Annotated in this window: 9 protein-coding genes; 5 read left to right on the top strand and 4 right to left on the bottom strand. The window is 53.0% G+C overall.

Annotation, left to right across the window (positions count from 1 at the left end):
- Positions 1-355 precede the first annotated feature (355 nt).
- The 3 genes from ACY0JR_RS14130 (at position 356) to ACY0JR_RS14120 (ending at position 3,364) form a co-directional block, all read left to right on the top strand.
- The gene (locus tag ACY0JR_RS14130; RefSeq protein WP_462634749.1) at positions 356-1,330 is read left to right on the top strand and encodes a hypothetical protein; all 975 of its coding nucleotides are present in this window, start codon (positions 356-358) and stop codon (positions 1,328-1,330) included.
- A 246-nt stretch (positions 1,331-1,576) separates the two neighbouring features.
- Positions 1,577-2,164, top strand: a complete 588-nt coding sequence (locus tag ACY0JR_RS14125) for a uracil-DNA glycosylase family protein (RefSeq protein ID WP_462634748.1) — start codon at positions 1,577-1,579, stop codon at positions 2,162-2,164.
- Positions 2,165-2,215: 51 nt separating this feature from the next.
- Positions 2,216-3,364 carry a pyridoxal phosphate-dependent aminotransferase gene (locus tag ACY0JR_RS14120; RefSeq protein ID WP_462634747.1) on the top strand — a complete coding sequence of 383 codons (1,149 nt, stop codon included), beginning with the start codon at positions 2,216-2,218 and terminating at the stop codon, positions 3,362-3,364.
- Positions 3,365-3,625: 261 nt separating this feature from the next.
- Here the strand turns inward: ACY0JR_RS14120 and ACY0JR_RS14115 are convergent, their stop codons facing one another.
- Positions 3,626-4,165 (bottom strand): 5' nucleotidase, NT5C type, encoded by a 540-nt coding sequence (locus ACY0JR_RS14115; RefSeq protein WP_462634746.1) that lies wholly within the window; start codon positions 4,163-4,165, stop codon positions 3,626-3,628.
- A gap of 106 nt (positions 4,166-4,271) precedes the next feature.
- Between ACY0JR_RS14115 and ACY0JR_RS14110 the strand changes: the two genes are divergently transcribed.
- Positions 4,272-5,054, top strand: a complete 783-nt coding sequence (locus ACY0JR_RS14110) for an amidohydrolase (RefSeq protein ID WP_462634745.1) — start codon at positions 4,272-4,274, stop codon at positions 5,052-5,054.
- Positions 5,055-5,410: 356 nt separating this feature from the next.
- On the opposite strand, the gene ACY0JR_RS14105 is transcribed toward ACY0JR_RS14110, so the two are convergent.
- Complete coding sequence (locus tag ACY0JR_RS14105; RefSeq protein WP_462634744.1) at positions 5,411-7,639, bottom strand: T9SS type A sorting domain-containing protein; 2,229 nt, start codon at positions 7,637-7,639, stop codon at positions 5,411-5,413.
- 37 nt (positions 7,640-7,676) lie between these two features.
- Between ACY0JR_RS14105 and ACY0JR_RS14100 the strand changes: the two genes are divergently transcribed.
- Complete coding sequence (locus ACY0JR_RS14100) at positions 7,677-8,963, top strand: UDP-N-acetylmuramoyl-tripeptide--D-alanyl-D-alanine ligase (RefSeq protein ID WP_462634743.1); 1,287 nt, start codon at positions 7,677-7,679, stop codon at positions 8,961-8,963.
- A 299-nt stretch (positions 8,964-9,262) separates the two neighbouring features.
- On the opposite strand, the gene ACY0JR_RS14095 is transcribed toward ACY0JR_RS14100, so the two are convergent.
- Both ACY0JR_RS14095 and rfbC read right to left on the bottom strand, forming a co-directional pair.
- The gene (locus ACY0JR_RS14095; protein WP_462634742.1) at positions 9,263-21,964 is read right to left on the bottom strand and encodes a DUF7948 domain-containing protein; all 12,702 of its coding nucleotides are present in this window, start codon (positions 21,962-21,964) and stop codon (positions 9,263-9,265) included.
- A 593-nt stretch (positions 21,965-22,557) separates the two neighbouring features.
- The gene (gene rfbC / locus ACY0JR_RS14090; RefSeq protein ID WP_462634741.1) at positions 22,558-23,100 is read right to left on the bottom strand and encodes a dTDP-4-dehydrorhamnose 3,5-epimerase; all 543 of its coding nucleotides are present in this window, start codon (positions 23,098-23,100) and stop codon (positions 22,558-22,560) included.
- Positions 23,101-23,178 lie beyond the last annotated feature (78 nt).

Below are 23,178 nucleotides of genomic sequence, written 5' to 3'. Positions count from 1 at the left end.
CAGTGCGCGAGGGGAAGACGGGGCCTCGCGGCCGTGAGCGCACGGAGGGCAACCATGCAACAACAAAGCATAAGGGCGCCGCATCAACCAGCCGCCACGCCAGCAACAAACATACTGCATGCACCTTACATTATTCAGAAAAACACTTTCCTTACTGAAAGACAAGCTCAAAAGCAGTTATTTCCAGCGTAGCCTCCCACATTCCGGCAGCAAAAACAAGCTCCTTCTTTTCAGAAATCGCTCCCAAAACACACTCCCGCAAAAGCGTGAACTTAACCCTCTGCAGAGGCTATCGTACATATACATACCTCTTATTTCTGAGAGACATGCATTGTGATCTTTAACCGATAGAATCATGAACGATAATCAAAGAAACCGCTTCACTCCCAACGGAAATGGAGACGAAGAAAACCACAGAGTAGGCCGTGAGTTATACAACCGGGACCAACAGCGCCACCAACCCAACCAGCACCGGCCGCAAGACAACCACTGGGACAACGGCAACAACTTCCACACCGGGCCCAACAACCAGAGCAGAAGCCACTTCCCAGAGGATTCCTATGAGCGCAACTCCAACGCAGACCGGGGCGCCAGCCTAAGCAAGCACTACGGCGAGCGCGAGTACAGTGCCTACCGCAACCCCAACAGCCTGAACTACGGCGACGGCCGCGGCAATAGCACGCATCAGTCTGAGCGTCAGCAGGGCGGTTCTGCGTTTAACAACCCCAACAACCAAAACTCGCAGTTTGGAGATGGACGCGGCAATTACAATGCCCGCCAAGATTCCTATGGCCACGCCAATAACCGCGTGCACTCAGACAACCGAATCAATGAGCAGCGCCACCGAGACGACTCCAACGAAAACTATTACTGGGGCGGCTACATGGACTCGCGCGGCGTGCGCGAAGAACTGCCGCGCCCAGACAGCAACCCCTACAATGAATACCCGGGTACCCGCAGCCGCTACAAAGACGATGATTACCGCTACGGCAGCGGCAACCACACCTGGTATGATGAGCACCGCTACACCTCTAACGATGGCCGCCGCGCAGACCGCGACAAAGGCGATGTATTAGGCGAAATGGGCGCCGGTGCCCGCGAAGCCTGGAATGATGTGAAACACGGTGTGCAGAACCTGTTCAACCGCAACTCTGGCCACCAGAATGCAGACCAGAACCGCTACAACCAGGACAACCGCAACCATGACTATGAATACCGTTCCCGTCAGGACCGCGGCACCGAAAGAGGACCGCGGTGGTCAGATGAAACGGATTCTGGAGATGACAACAACTCCCGTTACAACCGTGACAACAACCCGCGGTATTATTAATCAGAAACGCTTCTAAATCACTAACCCCATGAAAGCTTTGATGATAACCCTGGTAGTTACCGGCGTAGTCGCCTCGTTCTTACTTTACCAGGCATTTCCGGCAGACGAAGTCTCTGCGAATGGACACCCAGGAGTCTAAAAATAACTTGATGGAAGAAGTGAAGCCGGTACCCCAGGGACCGGCTTCTTTTTTACCCCCATTTCTGCGCCCTTTTCCCGAAATTTGCCTTAAAACAGCTTCGTGCTATGCCCGCCATGTTAGAAGAACTTCTTCCCCAGATCAGAGCCTGCCAGTTGTGCGCCGCCCACTTGCCGCACGGCCCCAGACCCGTGTTGCGGGCCTCGGCCTCTGCCAAGCTCATGATTGTGGGGCAGGCACCGGGCACCAAAGTCCACGCCTCGGGCATTCCGTGGGACGACCAGAGCGGCAAACGCTTGCGCACTTGGCTAGGGCTCACGCCCGATGAATTCTACAACGAGGCCCACATCGCCATCATCCCCACGGCCTTCTGCTACCCCGGCACTGGCCGTTCCGGCGATTTACCCCCTCGCCCCGAATGTTTCCAGCACTGGCATCCGCAGTTGCTGCCTTTGTTGCCCAACATTGAACTCACGCTGCTCATTGGCACCTACGCGCAAAAGGCTTTTCTGGGAGCAAACGCCAAAGCCACCCTCACCCAAACGGTAGAAGCCTGGCAAGACTATCTACCTAAATACCTGCCGCTGCCGCACCCCTCGCCCAGAAATATTGCCTGGTTTAAGAAGCACCCCTGGTTTGAGCGCGAAGTAGTGCCCACCTTGCAAGAAATAGTGCAGGCAACCTTGCCGGGCTAACTAGACGTAAACCGTTTTTTGCCTATTTTCACCAAAACAGGTCTACAACGCATGCACTTCCAGATACTCAGCAAACTGCCCGCCGTGAGCACCACTATTTTCTCTACCATGAGCCAGTTGGCCCAGCAGCACGGGGCCATCAACTTGTCGCAGGGATTTCCTGATTTTGATTGCCCGCCGGAGTTGGTAGATTTGGTGACGGAAGCCATGCGGGCCGGTTTCAACCAGTATGCGCCCAGCCCTGGTTTACCGCTGCTCAGGCAGAAAATAAGCCAGAAAACGCAGCAACTGTACGGCCATGATGCAAACCCAGACTCAGAGATAACGGTAACTTCCGGAGCCACCGAAGCCTTGTTTTCGGCCATTGCCGCCGTGGTACAACCCGGTGATGAGGTGCTGGTGCTGGAGCCCTGCTATGATTCGTATGTGCCCGCTATTGAGTTAAGCGGCGGCGTACCGGTGTTTGTGCCCTTGCGGTTCCCGGACTTTAGCGTAGACTGGCAACAGGTAGAGGATAAAATCACAAAGAAAACGCGCCTGCTCATTGTCAACTCGCCGCACAACCCCAGCGGTGCCGTGTGGCAGCAAGCCGACCTGGATGCCTTGACCCAGATTTCGCAAAAACACCCGTTTTTCATTCTAAGTGACGAGGTCTACGAGCACATTGTCTATGACGGGCAGCCGCATTGCAGCGTGCTCACCGTTCCGGCTCTGGCAGAGCGGTCGTTTGTGGTCTCTTCCTTCGGGAAAACGTTTCATGCCACCGGCTGGAAAGTAGGCTACTGTATCGCGCCCGCGCTCCTTACCACTGAGTTCAGGAAAGTACACCAGTACCTCACCTTCAGTACCGCCACGCCGCTGCAACACGCCATTGCCGCCTACTTAGACAACCCAGACCATTACCTCAGCCTGCCGCAGTTTTATCAGCAGAAACGGGACTTGTTCGCTTCTTTGCTACAGCCTTCCAAATTTGAACTGCTGCCCTGCACCGGCACGTACTTCCAACTAGCCCGCTACGGTCAAATCTCTGACCTGCCCGACGTGAAGTTCTCCCATTGGCTCACCAAAGAAGCTGGGGTAGCGGTGATTCCCATCTCGGCGTTTTACCACCAGGGCGTAGACCAAGGGGTGATCCGGTTCTGCTTCGCGAAGAAAGAAGAAACGTTGCAGGCGGCGGCGGAGCGGTTATGCGGGCTGTGAGTTCTGATTTGTAGGGGCAATCCCTTGTGGTTGCCCTTTGGGGTTCCGGCTGTATATCGCTTGCTCCAAAGACCTCGTAGCGTCTGGAAGACCTGCGAGCGTCTGTGCCAATAGCTTTTCCCTTCACGCCAATCTGGAGATTGGCTGTCCGGTAAGTGCGTAGAGCGCTGTCGCTAACTCTACGCACAACGTAGGGCACAACTTAGACAACTTCGTTTAAGACCTGTTTTCTGGGAAACAACCTCTAAACTGGCTTAAACTTTACAGCAACTTCTCCGCTACTTCACGCCAGGTACTTACGCGTTCAAACTCGTGGATATTCACGTTGTGGGGCGAGGTGAAAAGCAGTTTCCGGTCGCCAGAAAAGGTACGGAGGTTGCGGGGGCGGTCATCAATCATGATGTCAGCGCCAATGATGCTTTTGTCTCCGCAGAGCACGTAATTTCGCCAACTAATGAACGGGAAGTGGTCTTGCAGCCAGTCAAATTTATCTATGAGCGAATTGCGGAATTCCATGCCGGCGCTCACAATAAACACCTCGTATTTTCCCATAAGCGCTTTGATAACTTCCTGGCTATCTGGAATTACCTCTAAATCCCGGAAGAAGCCTTCGGCGTTGATATACTCCCAGGTTTTGCTGGAATGTTCCGGCGGCACCACCTCGTAGATTTCTTTCCCGTGCAGCGCCTCTAAGGTTAATTCCAAAGCGCAGTCCTGGTTATAGAGTTTAATGAATTTCGCGATGGGGTCTGCCATCACCTCGTCCATGTCAATGGCAATCTTTTTCTTTTGAAGCTCCATGCAGAATATTGGGTGTAACCGTAAGTGTCAGTACCTTTATCGTAGGGCTGGCTGATTAGGTTCGCCTGTTCCTGAAAAACCACCTCTTACTTCCTGATTCTTACTTATGAGCATGTATGACCTGCGCCTTTCCCTTCTTCAAGCTGACTTAATCTGGCACGATGCCGCTGCTAACCGGGCAAATTTCCAGGCGAAAATAGAGCAGCTGCCTGCCACGGATCTCATCATTTTGCCCGAAATGTTTACGACGGGTTTCAGCATGGAAGCCTCGCTTCTGGCCGAGGAAATGGACGGCGTTTCGGTGGCTTGGATGCGAGAAATGGCCCAGAAACAGAACGCGGTGGTCATGGGCAGTTTGATTATTCACGAGAACGGCCAGTACTATAACCGCCTTATCTGGATGCGCCCCGATGGCACGCACGCCCACTATGACAAACGCCACCTCTTCCGGATGGCGGGCGAGTGTGAAGCGTATTCCCCGGGCACCCAGAAGCTGATTGTAGACCTGAACGGTTGGAAAATCTGCCCAATGGTGTGCTATGACCTGCGGTTCCCCGTGTGGTCACGCAACACGCCGCTCGCGTATGACGTGCTCATCTACATCGCCAGTTGGCCCGACCGCCGCCGTCTGGCCTGGCAAACGCTGCTACGCGCCCGCGCCATCGAAAACCTGGCGTACTGCGTAGGCGTGAACCGCGTAGGCACCGATGCCAAAGGCCACGCCTATTCCGGCGACTCCGCCGCCTACAATCTGCTGGGCGAAGAACTGCTACACCATGAGTTTGAAGAGGCTGTCTCCACCATCACCCTCTCGCGCCAGCACCTGGAAGAAACCCGCCAAAAGCTCCCCTGGGACATTGACGCAGATGCGTTCACTATTCATCTGTAAGAGAATGATTGGTTGAATGATGGAGAGAATAGATTTCTAGTCTTTTACTAATTTACTAAAAGAGCCTCTTCAGCTAATAAGCAGCGCTTCATAGCTGAAGAGGCTCTTTATTGATTGGTCATTCTACCCTCTATTTTTTGTCATCCTGAAAGGATCTTGTGGGCGAACGATAATGGCGTTATATCAACACTGTTGCCGTTTCCCTAGCACGCGTACCTCCTCGTTACAGGGTAACGAGGCTACATTATTCTGTAGCGCCGTTACCCTGTAACGGCGTACGCATTCCTTCTTACCCTTACGGCTATGGTGTTTCCTAATACTGCTTTTGAAACGGATGCACCATGAATGAGGGAATATTAGTGCTTCACCACCAACTTATGCGTTACTATCCGTCCGTCAACCGTCTGTACCCGCAGCAGGTAAAGTCCCGGGGAGAGGGCAGCGGTGGAGATTGTCTGTGATTTCGCGGCCACGATTTTGCCTTGTTTTAGCAGGGCACCGGCGGCGTTGTGCAGTTGGTAAGTTGCGTTCTTCTCCGTGATGAGCTGCACCGATTTATCGGCTGGATTTGGGAAAACCTTGCCAAACGAGAGTGCTTCCGTTGGGTTCTGTACGCTTAACGGTTCAGAGATGGCTTTCAGAAAACGAAGCCCGCCCGCGTGGGTACCTATCAGGATTTCAGGCAGAGAATTGCTGTCTAAGTTGGCAGTAGCTATCACCATCCCGGTTCCCAGATTGGCCGGATTGTACTGTTGGGTGATGGGTTGCCAGAGCACGTTTTCCTCTACCGCAAACGTGCCGGAAAGCGCAGCCTGAAAGCCGGGGAATACGCGCAGTTGGCCGCTGTCATCGGTGGCGAGTAAATCGGGTTGGCCGTCTTGGTTGAGGTCTGCCACGGTGACTTGCAAACGGCGGCGCTCTACGTTGGCCGCAATTCCGCCTAGCGCATCTGATACCAAATTCCAGGTGGGTGCAGTGCTGGTGCCGGTGTTTCGGTAATAGGTGAGCCCGCCCGAAGAGCGGCCAATCAGTACGTCTAGTTTCCCGTCTTTGTCTACATCATAGAGGTAGGGCGTATCTCCTCTGAACAGCAGCAGACCCGGCACGCCCACGGCGTTGGTCAAAGAAAACTGCGCCGGTTGGCCCGCTGATGCTTCATTTAAAACATACTTGAATTCTACAGAATTGGTAGACTGTTTATAGGCACTCCAGGCGAGGTCGGTTTTCCCATCGGCGTTAATGTCCAGCAATTGAGGTTTCAAAGAAAGCAGACTTTGCGATGTGAAACCCAGATAGTCTGTATCTACTGCCTTGAAAGAAGCGTCATTGGTGGTACCGGTATTCTGGTAAAGCGCCAAAGAAGCGGCGTAGCGGCCATTTTCCAGCACGGCGGTATTGCCTACCAGTAAATCCAAGGCTTCGTTTCCGGTGATGTTTCCTAAAGCCGGAGCGGCTCCTTCGCCTACGTCCAGCATCTGGTCTTGCAGGAAAGGCTGCTTGGTACCAGTAAATCTGGGTTGCGCGGCAGTGCCGGTATTGGCATACACCCACACCGAGTTTTTCAGGCTCACATTCTGGTGCGAGTTGGAGGTCATGTTAGGCGCAATAACCAAATCGGGAAGGCCGTCAAAAGTGACATCCAGGTAATAGGCCGCCGGAAAAACGCTGAATTGCTTCCCGGTAATATCGGGTGGAAGGTTGTATTCTGCCCGCGTGATTTTGGGCAGCAGGTTGGTGCCGGTGTTGTAGAGGCTTACCAAATCGGGGCAATCATCGTGGCCGGCTAGCACGTCCAGCACGCCATCGGCATTCAGGTCAAGCGGGAGCACGCTGGAACCGCCAATGTGCTCGGCAGACGGGCATGTTTCATTGAAGCGGTAGTTGTTGCAGGTGCCTATGCAGCGGCTCACCTGCCCCCAGTAAGACGTGACGCGGGTAAACTTCAGTGAATTGCAGGTAAGACTCTCCTCTACCCGTTCGTTGCGGTAATACTCCAAAGTGGTACCGCCCGACCATTCCCAGGTGAGGATATCCAGGTCGCCATCGCCGTCTATGTCTGCAATGGCGGGCATATCTTCTGAACCAACCAGTAGGTTAGCACCAGCGTTGAAATACACTACTGGGTGCGTAAGGTCAAACTTCACACCGGCCCCGGCCGAGGATACGTTGGTGTACACCACTATGCCCAGGTTTGAAGCGGTAAATAAATCTGGGGCACCGTCACAGTTAAAATCCCGGAGCAGTGCAAAAAACCGAAGCTCTTTGGGAAAGGAATTCTCGTACTGCGGCGCGTGCTGGTAGGCCCAGTTTCCGTTGGTTTGTACCGCCAGAAACGTAGTGACGCGTTGCGAGCTTCGGTCAAAGACAAACAAATCCTGCCGCCCGTCCTGGTTTAGGTCAATGGCCGAGAACTGCGGACTGTTGAACCCACCAGCCCAAGGCAGGCGCAGGGCCTGACCCGCTTGGTTTTGCACCGTGGGTCCGGCTACCTCCTGCATCCGGATGGGTTGCTGGGCCCAGGCAGTTTGCGCAGGCCCCACCATCCAACTTAAAAAAAAGGCTAGTACCTTTAGTGCTCGGTTCATTTATTCGTATCCTAGACGTAAAAAAGCAATCTATACTATGGCGGAGCTAGTGGAGCACCTGTATCAAAAATACCTGGAATGCCGGAAAGTAAGCACTGATTCCCGGGCGGAGCAAGAGAACACCCTCTTTTTTGCCTTAGACGGCCCTAACTTCAAAGGAAGCAAGTTTGCTCATATGGCCCTGGAAAAGGGTGCCCGGTATGCGGTGGTACAAGACCCGTCGGTTACCGGCCCCAACATTATTCAGGTAGAAGACACTTTGAAAGCCTTGCAGTCCTTGGCGCTGCACCACCGGTTACAGTTGTCCATCCCGTTTATCGGTATTACGGGCAGCAACGGCAAAACCACCACCAAAGAACTCATCAATGCGGTACTGAGCCAGAAATTCAACGTGCTCTGCACCAAAGGTAACCTGAACAACCACATCGGGGTGCCGCTCACTTTGCTCAGCATTCAGCCGGAGCACGAACTGGCCATCATTGAAATGGGGGCCAACCACCCCGGCGACATTGCCGAGTTGTGCTCCTACGCCCTGCCCACCCACGGCCTGATTACCAACATTGGCAAAGCGCACTTAGAAGGCTTCGGAAGTCTGGAAGGCGTGGCCCGCACCAAGAGTGAACTGTACCTGCACCTGGACAAAGCCAACGGCACCGTCTTCGTGAATACTTCTAACGAACACCTCATGCGCATGGTACGCCGAATCGCAAACAAAATCACGTACTATCAGCCGCAGGACGATTACACTGCCGAACTGCTCCAAGCCGCCCCGCAGGTGATTTACCGGGCCGCCAACGGCGAAGAAGTGCACACCCACCTGATGGGTTCCTATAACTTTGAGAACATGGCCGCCGCTGCCTGTATTGGGCAATTCTTCGGGGTGCCGCACGAAGCTATCAATGCCGCCATTGCCGGATACGTGCCTACCAACAACCGCTCGCAGGTGGTACAGAAAGACACCAACACCATTCTGCTGGATGCCTACAACGCCAATCCCAGTTCCATGAACTTATCGGTTTCCAACTTCGCCCAGATGGCCGGCGAACCCAAAGTAGTGATTCTGGGCGATATGCTGGAACTAGGCCAGGAAAGCGAACCAGAGCACCGCGCCTTGGGCGAACAGTTAAACCAACAAAACTTCACCCAGGTATTTCTCTGCGGAAAAGAAATGCGCTACGCCGCCGAGGTAAACCCCGATTTCCGCTACTTCGCGGAGAAAAGCGCCCTGGAGCAATGGCTCACCGATCATCCCGTTCGCAACTGCCACGTCCTGATCAAAGGCTCCCGCGGCATTGGACTGGAGACAGTGGTGAACTTGTTGTAAGAACTTCGGTTTGAGGCTGATTTCTGTAAAACAGCCTCAAAACGGATGAAGAAAGAGCTTCGTCTATTTCCCTCTATTACCCCATTACAAAGGCTCTGTTTCTAGGCGGGTTTTCAAAAATCAACCTAGAAACAGAGCCTTCTACTTACGTTGCTGTGCGTAGAGTTAGCGTCAGCGCTCTACGCACTTCTTCGGACAGCCAATCTCCTGATTGGCGTTTTAGACCTCTTTTCAGCCAAAGCACAAAAAAGGGAGCCTATTCAGAATAGGCTCCCTTTTTATAAAAAACGACTTCCCGTCTACTGTTTGATCACTTTGTTGTAGAAGATCTGGTCTTTGTCAATCAGTCTCATGAAGTAAGCGCCGTTGGCCAAGTTGGTAAGGTCCAGTTCGGTTTTGAAGGTGCCGTTCTGTCCTTTCACCTCTAACTGCTGAATTGGCGTACCTACCGCATTGTAGAGGATGATGGTTACCTTCTGCGACCCGGCACTGGAGGTATACTCTACCTGTGCCTTGTCGCGGGTGGGGTTAGGGTACAGCTTCACGAAGGCGTTGCCCAGACCGTATGGAGAACCCGTGATGCTATTTTTGGTGGTTCCGCTGGCGACAGCGCTGTACTCAGACTGGGCGTTGGTCGCGTTAATGGCTTTTACCCGGTAATAGTAGGTGGTCTTCGCCGTTAAGCCCTGGTCTGTGTACGCCGTGGTATTGGCTGGTAATGTTGCCACTACCACAAATGGTCCGTTTTGCGTATTGGCTCGCTCTAGCACTATGCCCGTTTCTAAAGTAGAATTATCAGACCAGGTTAAAACCATTTGGTTGGCCGTAATTCCCTCCGCAGACAGGGCGCTTGGCGTCAGAAGTACCGGGTTCACCGCTATCACTTTGGAGACCGAGGCCCCGCAATCGCCGTTGACGGTGTAGGTGATAGTGAAGGTTCCGGTTCCTACCAGGGCAGGATTGAAAGTTCCATTTACCACGCCCATGCCGGTGTACGTACCACCCGCTGGCGAACCACCGGTTAAGGCAAACGGAGCCGTGCTTTCAGTCACTGGAGCCAAGGCCACCAACGTTACCGCTGGTGCTGCTGTCACGGTTACTTTCCTGGCCACGGTGGCCGTACAGCCATTCACTTGCACGGTGTACGTGAGCGTATGCTCTCCTACGCCCGCGGCGGCAGGGTCAAAGGTACCGGTGGCGCTCACGCCGTTTCCGGCCCATTTCCCAGCTTCCGGGCTGAAACCGCTGAGGGCAAAAGCAGCCTGGTTCTGGCACACCGTCAGGTCAGCCCCCACATTTACCGGAGCAGTGATTCCAACCGTAAAGACTTTGTCGCTCACATCGGTGACACTGGCGTTAGCTGCGTCTTCCACCTTAATCACAAAGTTATCCGAAGCCGTCACCGATGTGGGCACCGTCCAGTCAATAGAACCAGTAGCGGCCTGGTTGGTGGCGATGCTCTGGAAGGTTTGTCCGCCGTTAGCCGAGTACAGCACATTCACGTTCTGCACGTCCTGACTTCCCCAGGAAACTTTGATGGGCGTGCCTGGGCAATACTGCTCTCCGCCGTTGGGTTGCAGCACCGCCACTCTTCTGCCGTTATCGGTTCCTTTTACCAACAAGCAGGCTTCACCCGTCAACTTCATGGCTTCCAGGTTGCCCACGTTGTCACGACCGATGGAGAAGAAGCAGTAAGTTTTGCCCGGCTGCCCGGTGAAGGCGTAGGTCGCTGTTGGAGCCAGCTTTTCTTTCAACAAGGTGAAAGCACCTCCGTTTTCAGACACATACAGGTCATACGACTGCACCCCACTGCCTTTGGCCTCGTCCTGAATAGCAATGGCTACTGCCGTAGAGGCTTCTACAATGGCTGGTAAGTCCGTTACTTTAGACTCGGGCGCTTTAGCATCCAGCAGGTTCTGCGCGCGGTTGGTGATGATTGGGTCATTGGTGTCAAACACGATAGATCCTCTGGCGTGAATGGTGTCTCCGGTCACGGTGGTGTTCTTGGGGAGAACCGTATAGGTCACGAATCCTTCACCGGCTCCGTTGGCGTTGTTTTTAGGCAGGAACCCTTTCAACGGATCAGTGGGTGGTAAACCGGTTTTAGGATCAACCGTCTGCAAAATCCAGAAAGCTTCGTTTTCCAGTACATCAATTCCGGCGGTTACGTCCACATTGTACCCCAAGGTATCAGCCAGGCTTAAGGTGGTCTGGTAACTGGCGGCATCTGCCGGCACATTGAACGTAAACGATCCAAACCCGAAGGAGCCAAGTCTAAAGCTGAGTGGGTTCAACTCCTTATCCAGTGGAACGGTGACGCGCACCCGCTGCGCCGGGGCCGAGGCCAGTGTTGAATCATTTTCATAGGTCACTTTGTAGCCCATGGGCAGCGTGGAGGCTACCATCCGGTTCGGTCCGAAGCCTACGGGCCCTACAATCTCATTGGGGTCACAGGAGGCTACAATGTCTGTGCAAAGTGCTTTCCCGGCGCAGGTTGCAATGTTAATGGCTACTTCTAAGCCAGAAGAACCATTCAGACAACTAATGCCGTCAATGATGTACTGGTACATTTGTTTCTTCCAGGGGTCTGTTTCTGCACAGTTTACCCAAGAGAGCCCAAATTTCACCACGTTCAAGCCGGTGCTTACGCCCAGCACAATCGGGTTTGGCCCACCCGTAGAGACAGAAGAAATCAAGCTATTGAGCCCATCGCCCGCAATACCCACCGCGGCACTGGTTCTACAGTCAGAGATGGAAGTGGAGACCGCTCCTACCACTGCTGAGTAGGGATCACTTGCGCCTGTGCGTACTTTCACCATCTGGTTCAGGAAATCTAAGGTTTTCTTGCAATCATCAGCTGAGAAGAGCGTCTCATCACACTTCTTAGGAGCCGTAGGGGGTTCTACCTCTTCCGGGTCCTGCGGCTGTTCCTGCGGCCAATCTGGGATATAAGACTTGGTGGTTCTATAGGAACCAGGCCCCTTTGGTCTGGAAGTGGGCCTTCTGTGCGGCGGAGTGCCCGGCGGAGTACCCGGAGGGGTGCCCGGTTGTTCGGGAGCGGTGGGACCAATAGGTCCTGTTGGGCCCTCTGGACCTGTACCTTGCGGTCCTTCGCCTCCTTCTCCACCTTCGCCACCCGGGCCGCTGCCCGGTCCTCCCGCGCCGCCTGGCCCACCAGGGCCACCCGGACCGGTAGGACCCGCAGGACCACCTTTCCCGCCAGGACCGCCAGCGCCACCATTAGGCCCACCGGCTCCCCCAGTTCCTCCCGGCCCCGGACTTACCGTGCCAGAAGCTGGTCCGCCTTGCCCGCCTGGGCTACCGGCCTCGCCCCAGCCACCAGGTGCGCCAGGCACGCCTGGTTCTCCTGCTTGCGGCACATAGGCTGTGAAGCAGAGGTACAGCGTATTGCCGGATACTCTCAAGGAGAATTTCCCTTTGTAGGTAAAGTTATGGGCCACAAAGCGGGAATCGTCAATGGCGAATTTCTCTTCAGAGAAACCAGTGATTCCTCCCTGGGCTACGGCAATGGGCCAACACTTATCTACCGCTGGGTACCAGCCTGCTAGGTAGCTTGGGTAGTTGTCATAGTCCAGAGAAGATATCCTAACCACAAATGGGTTCTGTGCCGTGGCGGTGATATTCAGCCTGCCATTGATTTTGATCAAATCCCAGCCTGGGTCTGCTCCGGCCGAGCCGTTGTACTTGTTGATTTCCCATAAGTAGTCTTGCCCCGGGGCAAACGTAGCCGTTGGCATGATGGTAGACCCCGGGCTAGCCCCCGGATCATAGTCAAACGCCACCACTTCAGCACTCTCCTCTTCCGCTGGTTGGGGCTGCACGTTGGTTGGGATCTCCCCGCAAGAAGGACAGGTGAAATCAAATCCTAGTGTATCAGCCGAGGTCAGGAATCCATTGCTGAACAAAGGAGCCATGGACATTTCGGCGTACTTGCGTTGATTTGCCGCCAAAGCTACCAGCCCGTCAAACTTATCTGCCTGTAAGAGCACAGGATTGAGCAGAATGGCCCGTCTAGTAATCTCTATCTGTTCAATCAGGTTCTGCATGAAATACTCCTGCGAGTAGCCTGCCAAACTTACCGTAAGCGGAAAGCGGTTCAATTTGAAGTCCTTCAACCCTACGTTCACGGCAATCGTCATCTTATCACCGGGGGCTACGTTGCGGGCAATGAACGGAATTTGTTTAGAACCGCCTACCACGGTATAGTCAGTATTAGGTACACCAGGGGCCAGCGGCCAGTCTGAACCCGTGAGAAACTTCCCTTCCACTTTCTCCACCGACACCTGGGCATCATCCAGCAAGGTTAAGTTGCCGTGCATCACCGGAATGTCTACGTTAGAAGTGTTCCGAAAAGAGAAGGTGTACAAGCCACCCTTGCCCCTGCGCAGCACGTTTGGCGCTTGCGGAACATAGTCTACCGTGTAAGGTTTCACGGCCTCTACCGTCACGCCCTTGGCGAGCACCTGTTGCTGGTTGTTAGGGTTGGTAGCCACCACATCATAAATACCGGTAGGCGTATTAGTCAATTTCCACCGCAGTTGCAGCTCCATGCTATTGACCATCTTCATGATTTCTGCCGTAGCCGCGACAGTACCGTTACCATTTTTCAACGTAACCTGAATGCCTTGCCGAAAGCCAGCCCCTCGCAGGGTGGTGGTCACTACCCCCTGCCCCATCCGGCTGGGCGAAATACTGATGAGCGAGAAAGGCAATGCTTTTGCCAGCAAGGTAACGTTCTGATTTCCTCCAAATCCTGAGGACGCTTTCACCAGCACATAGTAATTGCCTGCTTTTGTCTGAGGCACCAGCACCTTCTGGTTAGGGCGGTTGACATCGGTGTACTTGTAATCAAAGTTGGCGGCAGTAGGAATGCGGTTGTACGCCACGTACACTTCGTTTAAGCCATACGTCTGGTCACTGTTCAACGTCAGTAATAGATCCTGGTCAGCGGTAACGGCTACCTGGTAGAACAACTGGTCGTTCTGTTTTAGGGTGGCAATCTCCGGCACATCCAGAAAGAGCGATTTAATCTTCACATTCACGGGCGTTTCACCCACTTTCTGGTTGTTGTCCAGATTGTTTTCATGCACCGCATTGCTGGAGTTGGTCAATACTATGCCCTGGTAATTGGTGGGCAAGATACCCGGCACCGGTGCCATTAACGTTCCAGACATAGATTGGCCCGGCTCCAGTTTAATGCGGGTTTCTCCATAATAGAGCAGCACATCGGCGGCGGCATCCAGGGAGCCATCGGTAGACAGGAAGGCACTATTGCGCAAATTGCCCACGGCAGGTACCGTGCCCACGTTTTTCACGGTATAGGCGGTCTGCAGGTTCTCTCCCAGGTAAACGCTTGGGGTCAGGTTTACTTTTTCTACAATCAGATCGGCGGGTGGAGCCGTGGTTACTTTTATAGGAACAGCAACAGATAAGTTATTACTCTCCTGGTCATGCTCAAACACCATGTCCTGGTTATCGGCACGCACAAACAGGTAGTACTCGCCGTTGAGGTAGGTAGGCAAGCGAACTTCAATACTGTCTTCATAGGTGCCTTCCCGCACCAAGGCGCCGGAACGTTGATTGCTACCTAAGGCCTGGCTTGTGGCAGTTGAGGCCAAAGCCGGATCTAAGCCCAACCATACCATATCACGCCAGTAAGTCAGGTCTGGATACTTGCTGGCGGCCACGCCTTGGCCTTGGTTCTTCACCGTGAACTTCACTTTCAGGTATTGACCGGCATACGCCTCAGCGGGAGCGTCTATCTTGGTAATGATTAAATCTGCCGCCGGAGAAGAGGAAAGGGTGATTTCTTTTACTTCCAGGTTATTCTTCCGGTCAATGTCATTGGTGATCAGTTTTTCGGCATCTGCCAGGAATATCAGGTAATACTTTCCAGATAAACCTCTTGGCACTTCCGGGGAATACGTGGCGGTATACGAACCCAACGGGCTTAACCCGCCGGTATGGAAGTACTTGGAGAACAGCACTTGATCAGTGGGATCCAACTCTCTGTCTTTGGACAGGTAAACGGCGTCTGCCCAGGTAGAAACCGCCGGGCTTCCGGTTCCTTTGTTGTTTACTTTCCAATCTAGCTTAATGGTAGTACCCGCCTGGGCCACCAGTGGTGCCGTGAACTCTCCAACCTGCAGATCTGGCTCCAGCGGGGCGTACTTCACCAGCACCTTAGAAGCAAACATTTTCAGGTTATTGGTTTCGTTGTTCTCGTAGATCTTGTCAAGGTAATCGGACTGCACAAAGAAATAGGCTTCCCCAATGGCATTTGGAGCCCGTAAGGTTATCTCTCGGTTTACTGTCTGATTGGGCAAAGGATCTCCTCCCTCCGTAGGAAGATCATCTAGTTGTTTAGAAGGGTCCCAGGTGGTAGTGCTGGAGTAAGTGACCATGTCCTGGTATCTGAAAACTGGTCTACCCGTGCCGTTGTTTCTTAGCTGGTACTTCAGCTTGAACTCTCGTCCGGCAAATACCTCCGTAGGCATGTCCACATTCAGCACTTCCAAATCGGCGTAGTTTCCTACGGCAATACTGATGGGGTTTTCGCTTCTTTTGATGTTGTCTGCCGTGAAAGTGTGTTCAAATACCTTGTCATCATCATCGGTGACCACGTACACAAAATAGTCTCCGGCAATGCCGTCAGGAATACGAAGGCTCTTTGTTTCTGTGTAGACACCTTTTGCTCCTACAAAGCCAGCCCCTGGGGTTTGGTAGAATCTGCCTAAGCTAATGCTGGCCTCTTTGTTGAAGGTGTTTTCTTTGGAGATGTACACGTGGTCATACCAGAGGTTTTCCGTGGCTCTGGGGGCAGCGGCACCGCTGTTTTTGACGGTCCAGGAAATAGGGGTTTCTGTACCGGCTGTTGCCGTAGGTTTTACGGTAAGAGCGGCTACCTCCAGGTTTGGTGGCGGAGATAACTTAATGGTGATTTCTGCGCTGGCCATGTAGTTGTTGCTGGTCCTATTCCCTTCGTCTACCCCGTCTTTGTCTGCTGCTACCACAAAAATGTAGTACTTGCCCAGCTTGTTGACGGGTAGTGTCACGGGCGTGGTCATGGTGTAGGTTTGTTTGGCCGGCAGCGGAATCTCTGCAAAATCTCCGCAGACATTTTTCTGGGTGGTGCTTTTCAAGGCCACAAAGGAAGCGCCCAGGTACTCATCTGTTTCAGGGGAGAAATTATTGTCTGAGGACAGGTAGATGCCGTCTTGCCAGTAATGGTCATAGCAGCGGGCGGGAGGTCCTGGCCTTGCGCCGCGGCCCCCTAACACTTGTGTCTGTGGCATGACGCCGCTGGCATATGTCTTTTTACCCAACGCACTGGCCTCTCCGTCATTGAGCACTTCATACGTGACATTGATGGTGCTTCCGTTGAAAACATCTGTGTTTGTGCCCACAGACAGCATCTTTAAGTCAGCGGCGGGCCCAGTCTGAATGTTCAGAAGTTGGTACGCGTAATTGTTCTGTTCATTGCCTTCATGCAGGCTATGGTTGCCTATGCGGCGTTCATCAGGGCATTGATCACCCGTCAGCGTTCCGGTACAGTTGGCGTGCTCGTTATCAGTGATGATGAAGAGGTAATAGGTGCCCGGCGTAGAAGGCAGCGTTACTTCCTGGGTTTGCCGGTATGATTGTCCGCCCTGCAGATAGGTGACCTGCGGAAACGTACCCAGTAACTGATCTTCATCTTTTCTCAGGTCAAGGTCTGCAGATAAGTACACCCGGTCCACCCACTGCGTGTTGCCCGTTCCGGCTTTGCCCGCGTTCTTCACATCCCAACTCACCGGAATGGTTGCGCCGCTGGTAGCCGTTGCCTGAACAGATTTATTCAGCACCACAAGATCCGGCAGCGGCCTGGTCCGGAATGTCTGCACTGGTCCATCGGTGCGGGCACAGTTATTGCGCGATACTACCTGCCACTTGTATTCTACATCAGCAGCTAACCCTTGGGTAACGTTATACGCCGGGCCCACAATGTTAGAGGCGAAAGGCGACGTAGGACGAGTGGCTTCTGAGGCTGGCCAAATGAACACCTCGTACGAAGTGGCATTTGCCGCGGCAGTCCAGCTAAGGGCAATAGGTACCAGTAAGCTTGGCGTACCATTGGCAGGCTTCATGTTGGTAACCGCCGCCGGAGTCACAGGATTGCCCACTGTTACAGCAAGGGTCTGCGACTGACCCGATGCACCACAGGCTGAGATGGGAGTAACCGTAATGGTATGCGTCCCCAAAGCCGTCCAGTTTACGGTTAGTTCTCCATTTTCCACCGTCATGGTGCCGCCGCCGGAAATCTGCCAGCTGTGGGTGGCCCCGTTGCTATTCTTTACCTGATATTTCCAGGCACCAGGGCACACGTTGGTAAGACCCGTAATGGCTTGTGGCTGATGAGGAGGTAAGCAAGTAGGTCTGAAAGTCTGCACAGGGCCGTCCTGCACTTTGCAGTTGTTCCTGGCAACTATCTGCCATTTGTACGGCAGGCCGTATTCAATACCATTGGTTACCCTGAAGGTAGTGGCGGTAATATTACTACGGACTGGCATTCCTGGGCGTGGACTTCCGTTATCTGGCCAGATGTACACGTCATAAGAGGTGGCGTTGGCGGCAGCGCTCCAGGACAAATCAAAAGGCACGAGCAGGTTCACGGTTCCGTTGGCGGGCTGCATGTTGGTAACTAAACCAGGGGTTGGTGCATCCAGCACGGTTACCTCTAGGGTACGGGCCGGCCCCGCCTGTCCGCAGGCCACTGATGGCGTAACAGTTAGCGTGTGGGTACCGGCCTTGTTCCAGGTAACCTGCACAGAGTTCCCGCTGCCAGAGACAGTACCAGCCTCACCCGCTGACCAGGTGTAGGTAATACCGTTCACCTCCTCTACGCCATACACGTGTTGTGCGCCCAGGCACACACTGGCTTCTCCTGAGATGACCGATGGTTGGCTTGCTGCAATACAATTGAGGGTAAAAGTCTGCGGAACACTTTCGGTCTGGAAACAGCTATTTTTCGCAATGACCTGCCACTTGTACACTTCGCCAAAGTTGACGCCAGTAGTTAAGGAATAAGCGGGAGTGGTAAGATCATGGGCTTGCGGAAAGCTTGGGCGGGGAGTGTCTTCTTTCCAGATATACACATCATAGTGGGTGGCGTGGGTGGAAGCAGCCCAGGTTAAGTTAAGCGGCAAAGACAGATTGGTGCTGCCTGTTGCCGGTAGCATATTGGTCACTGCCACTGGCATCTGTACATTCTGCACGGTCACCTGCAAGGTACGCGCAGGTCCGCTCTGCCCACAACCTACCGAGGGAGTGACAGTAAGCGTATGCGTGCCCGGCTTGGTCCAGGTGACTTGCACTGAATTTCCGCTGCCCGAAATGATACCAGCATCACCCGCCGACCAGGTATAGGTCAATCCTTCTACCCGTTCCACGCGGTAATCCTGTTGTTCCAGACAAACACTGGTTTTTCCGGAAATGGTGCCGGGCTGTACCGGTGCTACGCAGTTGATGATGAATGTCTGCAATGGTCCAGCCGTTTGCTCACAACCATTTCTGGACACCACTTGCCAGTTATAGGTAACTCCGTCGCTCAGATCATCAGTGATAGTGTAGGTTAATGCCTGCAGGTTCTCGGCGGTTGGGAAAGAAGGCCGGTTGCTTCCGTCCCGCCAAACGTACACATCATACCGGGTGGCATTGGTAGCTGTGCCCCAGGTTAGGGTTAACGGAAGCGAGAGGTTGCCTGTACCATTGGCGGGCTGCATGTTACTTACCTGCCCGGGTGCCACCATCTGCGTTATGGTAATCTGCACACTACGGGATGGACCAGAACTGCCGCAACTTACCGGTGTAACGGTTAAGGTGTGAGTGCCGGGCGTACTCCAGGTAACCATGGCCATGTTCTTAAACGAAAGCAACTCTCCGCCTCCAGACAAAGACCAAGTATAGGTAACCCCATTCACGGCTTCCACCGTGTAGATTTCCATTCCGGCGCACGCCTCTACCTTACCCGAGATCAGGGAAGGTTGTATTGGCGGCGTACAGCCCAGAGTAAAGGTCTGCACCGCACTTTCTGTGGACTGGCATTCTGTTCTGGCTACTACTTTCCATTTATAGGTTACGCCGTTAGTTAACCCCGTAGTGATGGCAATAGAAGTAGCCGTGATGTCGCTTTTGAACGGGCTAGTGGGTTCCACCGGCAGGCTGGCGTTCCAGACATACAGATCATAGGCTACCGCGTTGGAGGATGCACCCCAGGAGAACGTGAGCGGTAAAGACAGGTTACCGGTATTCTGAGCGGGAACCAGGTTGACCACCGCACCCGGTTTAGGGCTGGTAATTACGTTTACCTCAAAGGATTTTGACTTGCCGGTAGGTTCACAATCGCTGGAAACCGTCACGGTAAGGGTATGTTTCCCGGTATTCGCCCACTGGACCGTTACTTCATTCTCAGAAGAACTTACAATAGTACCTCCGGCCGAGACTGACCAGGCGTAAGTAGCGCCTTCTACTTTGTTCACCGAGTATTTCTGTACGCCTACACAATTGTTTCCTTCCTCAATCTCCAGGTTCTGGGGCACCACTACCTTCACGCAGAAGGTTCTTTCCACAGGTGGGGCTGGCGCGTACACACTGTTCCCGCTCTGGGCTGCCGTAACCGTTACCCGGCCAAAGCCATTGAGGTACAAAAGGTTTCCAAATACCTGAGCAGGGCCGGTAGTCGTGTAAGACACGGGCAAACCAGAGCTTGCTTTGGCATTTAGAGTGACCGTCTCATCGTTCTCCCGGTCCTGAATGGCTTCAAACTGAATGTTTTGTGGTGTTTGGCCCGTAGACAGCTTCCCGTCTCCTGTTAACTGGAGAATGATCACCTTCTCGGTTCCATTTCCGCCCAGGCTGTAGCCGCCGGGGTTTGCGATCACGGGCAGGTCTGTGCTGGAAGAATAGCCAACCGTTACCACATTCCCGTCTGCATCAGTAGCTACCCCGGTCAGGTTGTCTTCACTTGTTCCGCCGTAGTAGGTAGCCCACTGCCGGGTACCCGCTGCGTTGAATTTAAGCAGAAAGCCATCTCCAAATCCATCTGAAGCACCTTGTAATTGGTTCATGCCGCCCGCAATGGCTTGGGTGGGTAACCCGAGGCCCTCGGTGGCTCCCACCACGAACACATTGCTGTTCCGGTCAGTGGCGAGGCTCTTGCCTTCGTCTTCCCCCGGGCCACCGTAATAGGTAGCCCAGAGACTGGCACCTCCGTTGGTAAACTTCAGGATAAAGGCATCGGTGTTGCCGCCAAATGTGCTCTGGTTGTATGCCCCCGCTAAGTTCTGCAGCGGGAACGATTCTCCTTCAGTGGTACCGGTGACCAACACGTTGTTAGCCGCATCTACCGCAATTCTGCCTCCGGTGTCATCTCCTCTACCACCATAGTAGGTTGCCCATTGGCGCACTCCGCCCCCAGAAAACTTCAGGACAAATGCTTCAGTCCTCCCCGAGGAGCCTGTGTACGTCTGGTTGTAGGCACCGCCTAGGGTTTGCAATGGCATTCCTGAAGCCGCTGTACCTGTGACCCAGATGCTGCCGTTCTGGTCTGTGGCAACACCGGTGGCCCCTTCTTCATTTCTCCCGCCATAGTAGGTAGCCCACTGCCGGGCACCGTTCTGGTTGAATTTCAAAATAAAGGCATCTGGATTGCCGTCATTCCCTCCGAGGCTAGTCTGGTTGTATCCACCAGCTGCGGACTGAACAGGCAAATTGCTGCTGAACGTGTGGCCCACTACCACAATGTTCCCGGCACCGTCTGTGGCGACATCTGTTCCTTCCTCGTCCTCAGAGCCACCGTAGTAGGTGCTCCAAAGCCGGGCTCCGTTTGAACTCAACTTTAAGATAAAAGCATCTTGTGACCCACCTAAAGAGGTTTGCTCATAGCCTCCTCCTGCCAACCGCGGCAGGTTGGTACTGGTAGTATACCCCGTTACGATCACGTTCCCGTTGTTATCAACGGCCAGGCCTTTCGCTTCTTCGTTGCTTCCGCCGCCAAAGAAAGTAGACCACTGCGGCACGCCGTTTTTATCAAACTTTACCACAAACGCATCATAATCGCCCCCGTGCAAGGTCTGGTTGTAGCCGCCGTTAATGGTTTTAGTAGGGAAATCACTGCTGTAGGTACTGCCCGTGAAGTAGATGTTACCCGCTGCATCTGTTGCCACATCAGTGGCTTGCTCAAACAGGGAACCTCCGTAATAAGTAGCGAATGGGTCGATGACCAGATTTTTTGTTGCATCATAATTGCCCACCTGGAAACCGATGGAATTTTCGCCCTTCAGGACAAAAGCGGATTTTACTTCCTGTGCGTTTTCTGCTTTTTGCCCCTGATACGTGTAGGGCGCGTCTTCCTGAATGCTGCCTAACGGGTGCAACACCCGCAACTGTCCTTTCTGACTGATGCTGATGTCTGTGGTTCCTTCATACTGCATTTGAATGTCTGCTGGCTTCCCTCCTGGATGCACCACAAAATCATACTTCACGCCCTTAGGATCGGCGTGGAAAATCAGGTCAATGTTTGGGTAGACATTTTGGTACACCAGCTTCCCGTACGCCGGAACGCCGGTAATGCCTTGCGGAATATGCGGCAGGTAGTAGTTATAGAACTCCTGTACTTTGTCCTGACTTACAATCTTTGCTGCTTTGTTGCCGTTCACCAACCGCATGATTACTTGCTGCTTTTCAGCGGTAGCGGAGTTTCCCTTCTTCTCTACTTTCTGGAAATCATACACAATATGATCTGAGGTAAAGTAAAGCGTAGCTCCGGGCACGGTGGCCGTGTACTCCACTTCTTGAGCATTCCCTTTTCCCAACTGCACTTGCCCCCTGTTCTGAATGAAATGAACAGATTTAACGGGCTTCAGCGGAGCGGCGGCTACTTGCTGTACGGCAAGCACAGCTAGAAAAAACAGTAGAAAAATTCTGGTAGAATAAATTTTCATCGGCAGGTTGTAGCGGATAAGAAAAGATGAAGGGAAGAGGGAAGCAGCCAGGCAATGAACAGGCTGAGGAACTTGCAAGGGCTTGAGCAATCAGGAATAAAGTTGAAGTCTCAGCTTCTGGATAGGGAATGGATTGCCATTAGACAAGGGAACGGAAAGACTTCTGTTCCACAAGGAAGAGGTTTCGCTTTTTGCATATCTTTTAAATCATTTAAGATGGTATAGGCTACTTTTCTAAAAATGATAGACAGGCCTGCACTGAAAATCCCCTATTAGTTTTATAAGAAATCAGAAATGTTTAAATCTTAACTCTAGATCAGAGTAAGTAGCACTTCCTGTTTTTGCTTCTTTTTTCTAAAACAGGATTGAAACTGATAGTAGATTTAGACTTGGATGTGGCTTCTGGCGAAGGTTGCTGCTGGAATAGATTGCTCCTTGATGAGGCCGAAATGGGATAGGGATACTCGTAAAGTAGGCACGCCAGCAACTGCGTTTCACACCTGTTTTCTGGAAACAAGCTTCAAAACGGGAAATAAAAAAGCCTCACAAGTCTTGAAGACCTGTGAGGCTTGAAGTTTTAGTAGAATCAATACTTAGAAAGGAGAATCGAAGCCTTCCAACGTAGGGAGGATTTCGTCTTTTTCAGACACCAGGGGATTATCAATTCCCCAGTTAATGTTGAGGGTAGCATCATTCCAGAGCAATCCTCCTTCAGAGGCTTTGTCATAGTAATTGCTGCATTTGTACTGGAAAATGGTGCCTTCTTCTAAGGCCACAAAGCCGTGCGCAAACCCTACGGGAATAAAGAACGAGTTCCGTTTTTCGGCATCCAATACACAGGTAACGTGTTGGCCATACGTAGGCGAATCTTTACGGATATCTACGGCCACGTCTAAGGCTCTTCCTACGGTCACGCTTACCAGTTTCGCCTGCGCGAAGGGTGGTTTTTGGAAGTGCAATCCGCGGAGCACGCCTTTTTTGGAGATGGAGAGGTTGTCTTGCACAAAGGCTTCGGTGATACCAGCCTCGGCCAGTAAACGGGCACTGAATGTCTCCAGGAAAGCACCACGCTCATCGGTAAAAATTCTGGGTGTGATTTCCACTACTCCCGCAATTGGGTAGTTCTTTACTTGCATATCTAATGGACTGAATGTCTGATTGAATGATTGAGAGAATATAGAATTAAGGAATGACGAGAATTGATTTACAATCTT

This window comes from Rufibacter sp. JT3400010, assembly GCF_054956755.1.
This window is presented reverse-complemented; position numbering and strand designations above follow the sequence as displayed.

Bases quoted from the DNA above. Each gene is read 5' to 3' on its own strand.
- ACY0JR_RS14130 (WP_462634749.1), top strand. From the start codon at position 356: ATGAACGATAATCAAAGAAACCGCTTCACTCCCAACGGAAATGGAGAC.
- ACY0JR_RS14125 (WP_462634748.1), top strand. From the start codon at position 1,577: ATGCCCGCCATGTTAGAAGAACTTCTTCCCCAGATCAGAGCCTGCCAG.
- ACY0JR_RS14120 (WP_462634747.1), top strand. From the start codon at position 2,216: ATGCACTTCCAGATACTCAGCAAACTGCCCGCCGTGAGCACCACTATT.
- ACY0JR_RS14115 (WP_462634746.1), bottom strand. From the start codon at position 4,165: ATGGAGCTTCAAAAGAAAAAGATTGCCATTGACATGGACGAGGTGATG.
- ACY0JR_RS14110 (WP_462634745.1), top strand. From the start codon at position 4,272: ATGAGCATGTATGACCTGCGCCTTTCCCTTCTTCAAGCTGACTTAATC.
- ACY0JR_RS14105 (WP_462634744.1), bottom strand. From the start codon at position 7,639: ATGAACCGAGCACTAAAGGTACTAGCCTTTTTTTTAAGTTGGATGGTG.
- ACY0JR_RS14100 (WP_462634743.1), top strand. From the start codon at position 7,677: ATGGCGGAGCTAGTGGAGCACCTGTATCAAAAATACCTGGAATGCCGG.
- ACY0JR_RS14095 (WP_462634742.1), bottom strand. From the start codon at position 21,964: ATGAAAATTTATTCTACCAGAATTTTTCTACTGTTTTTTCTAGCTGTG.
- rfbC (WP_462634741.1), bottom strand. From the start codon at position 23,100: ATGCAAGTAAAGAACTACCCAATTGCGGGAGTAGTGGAAATCACACCC.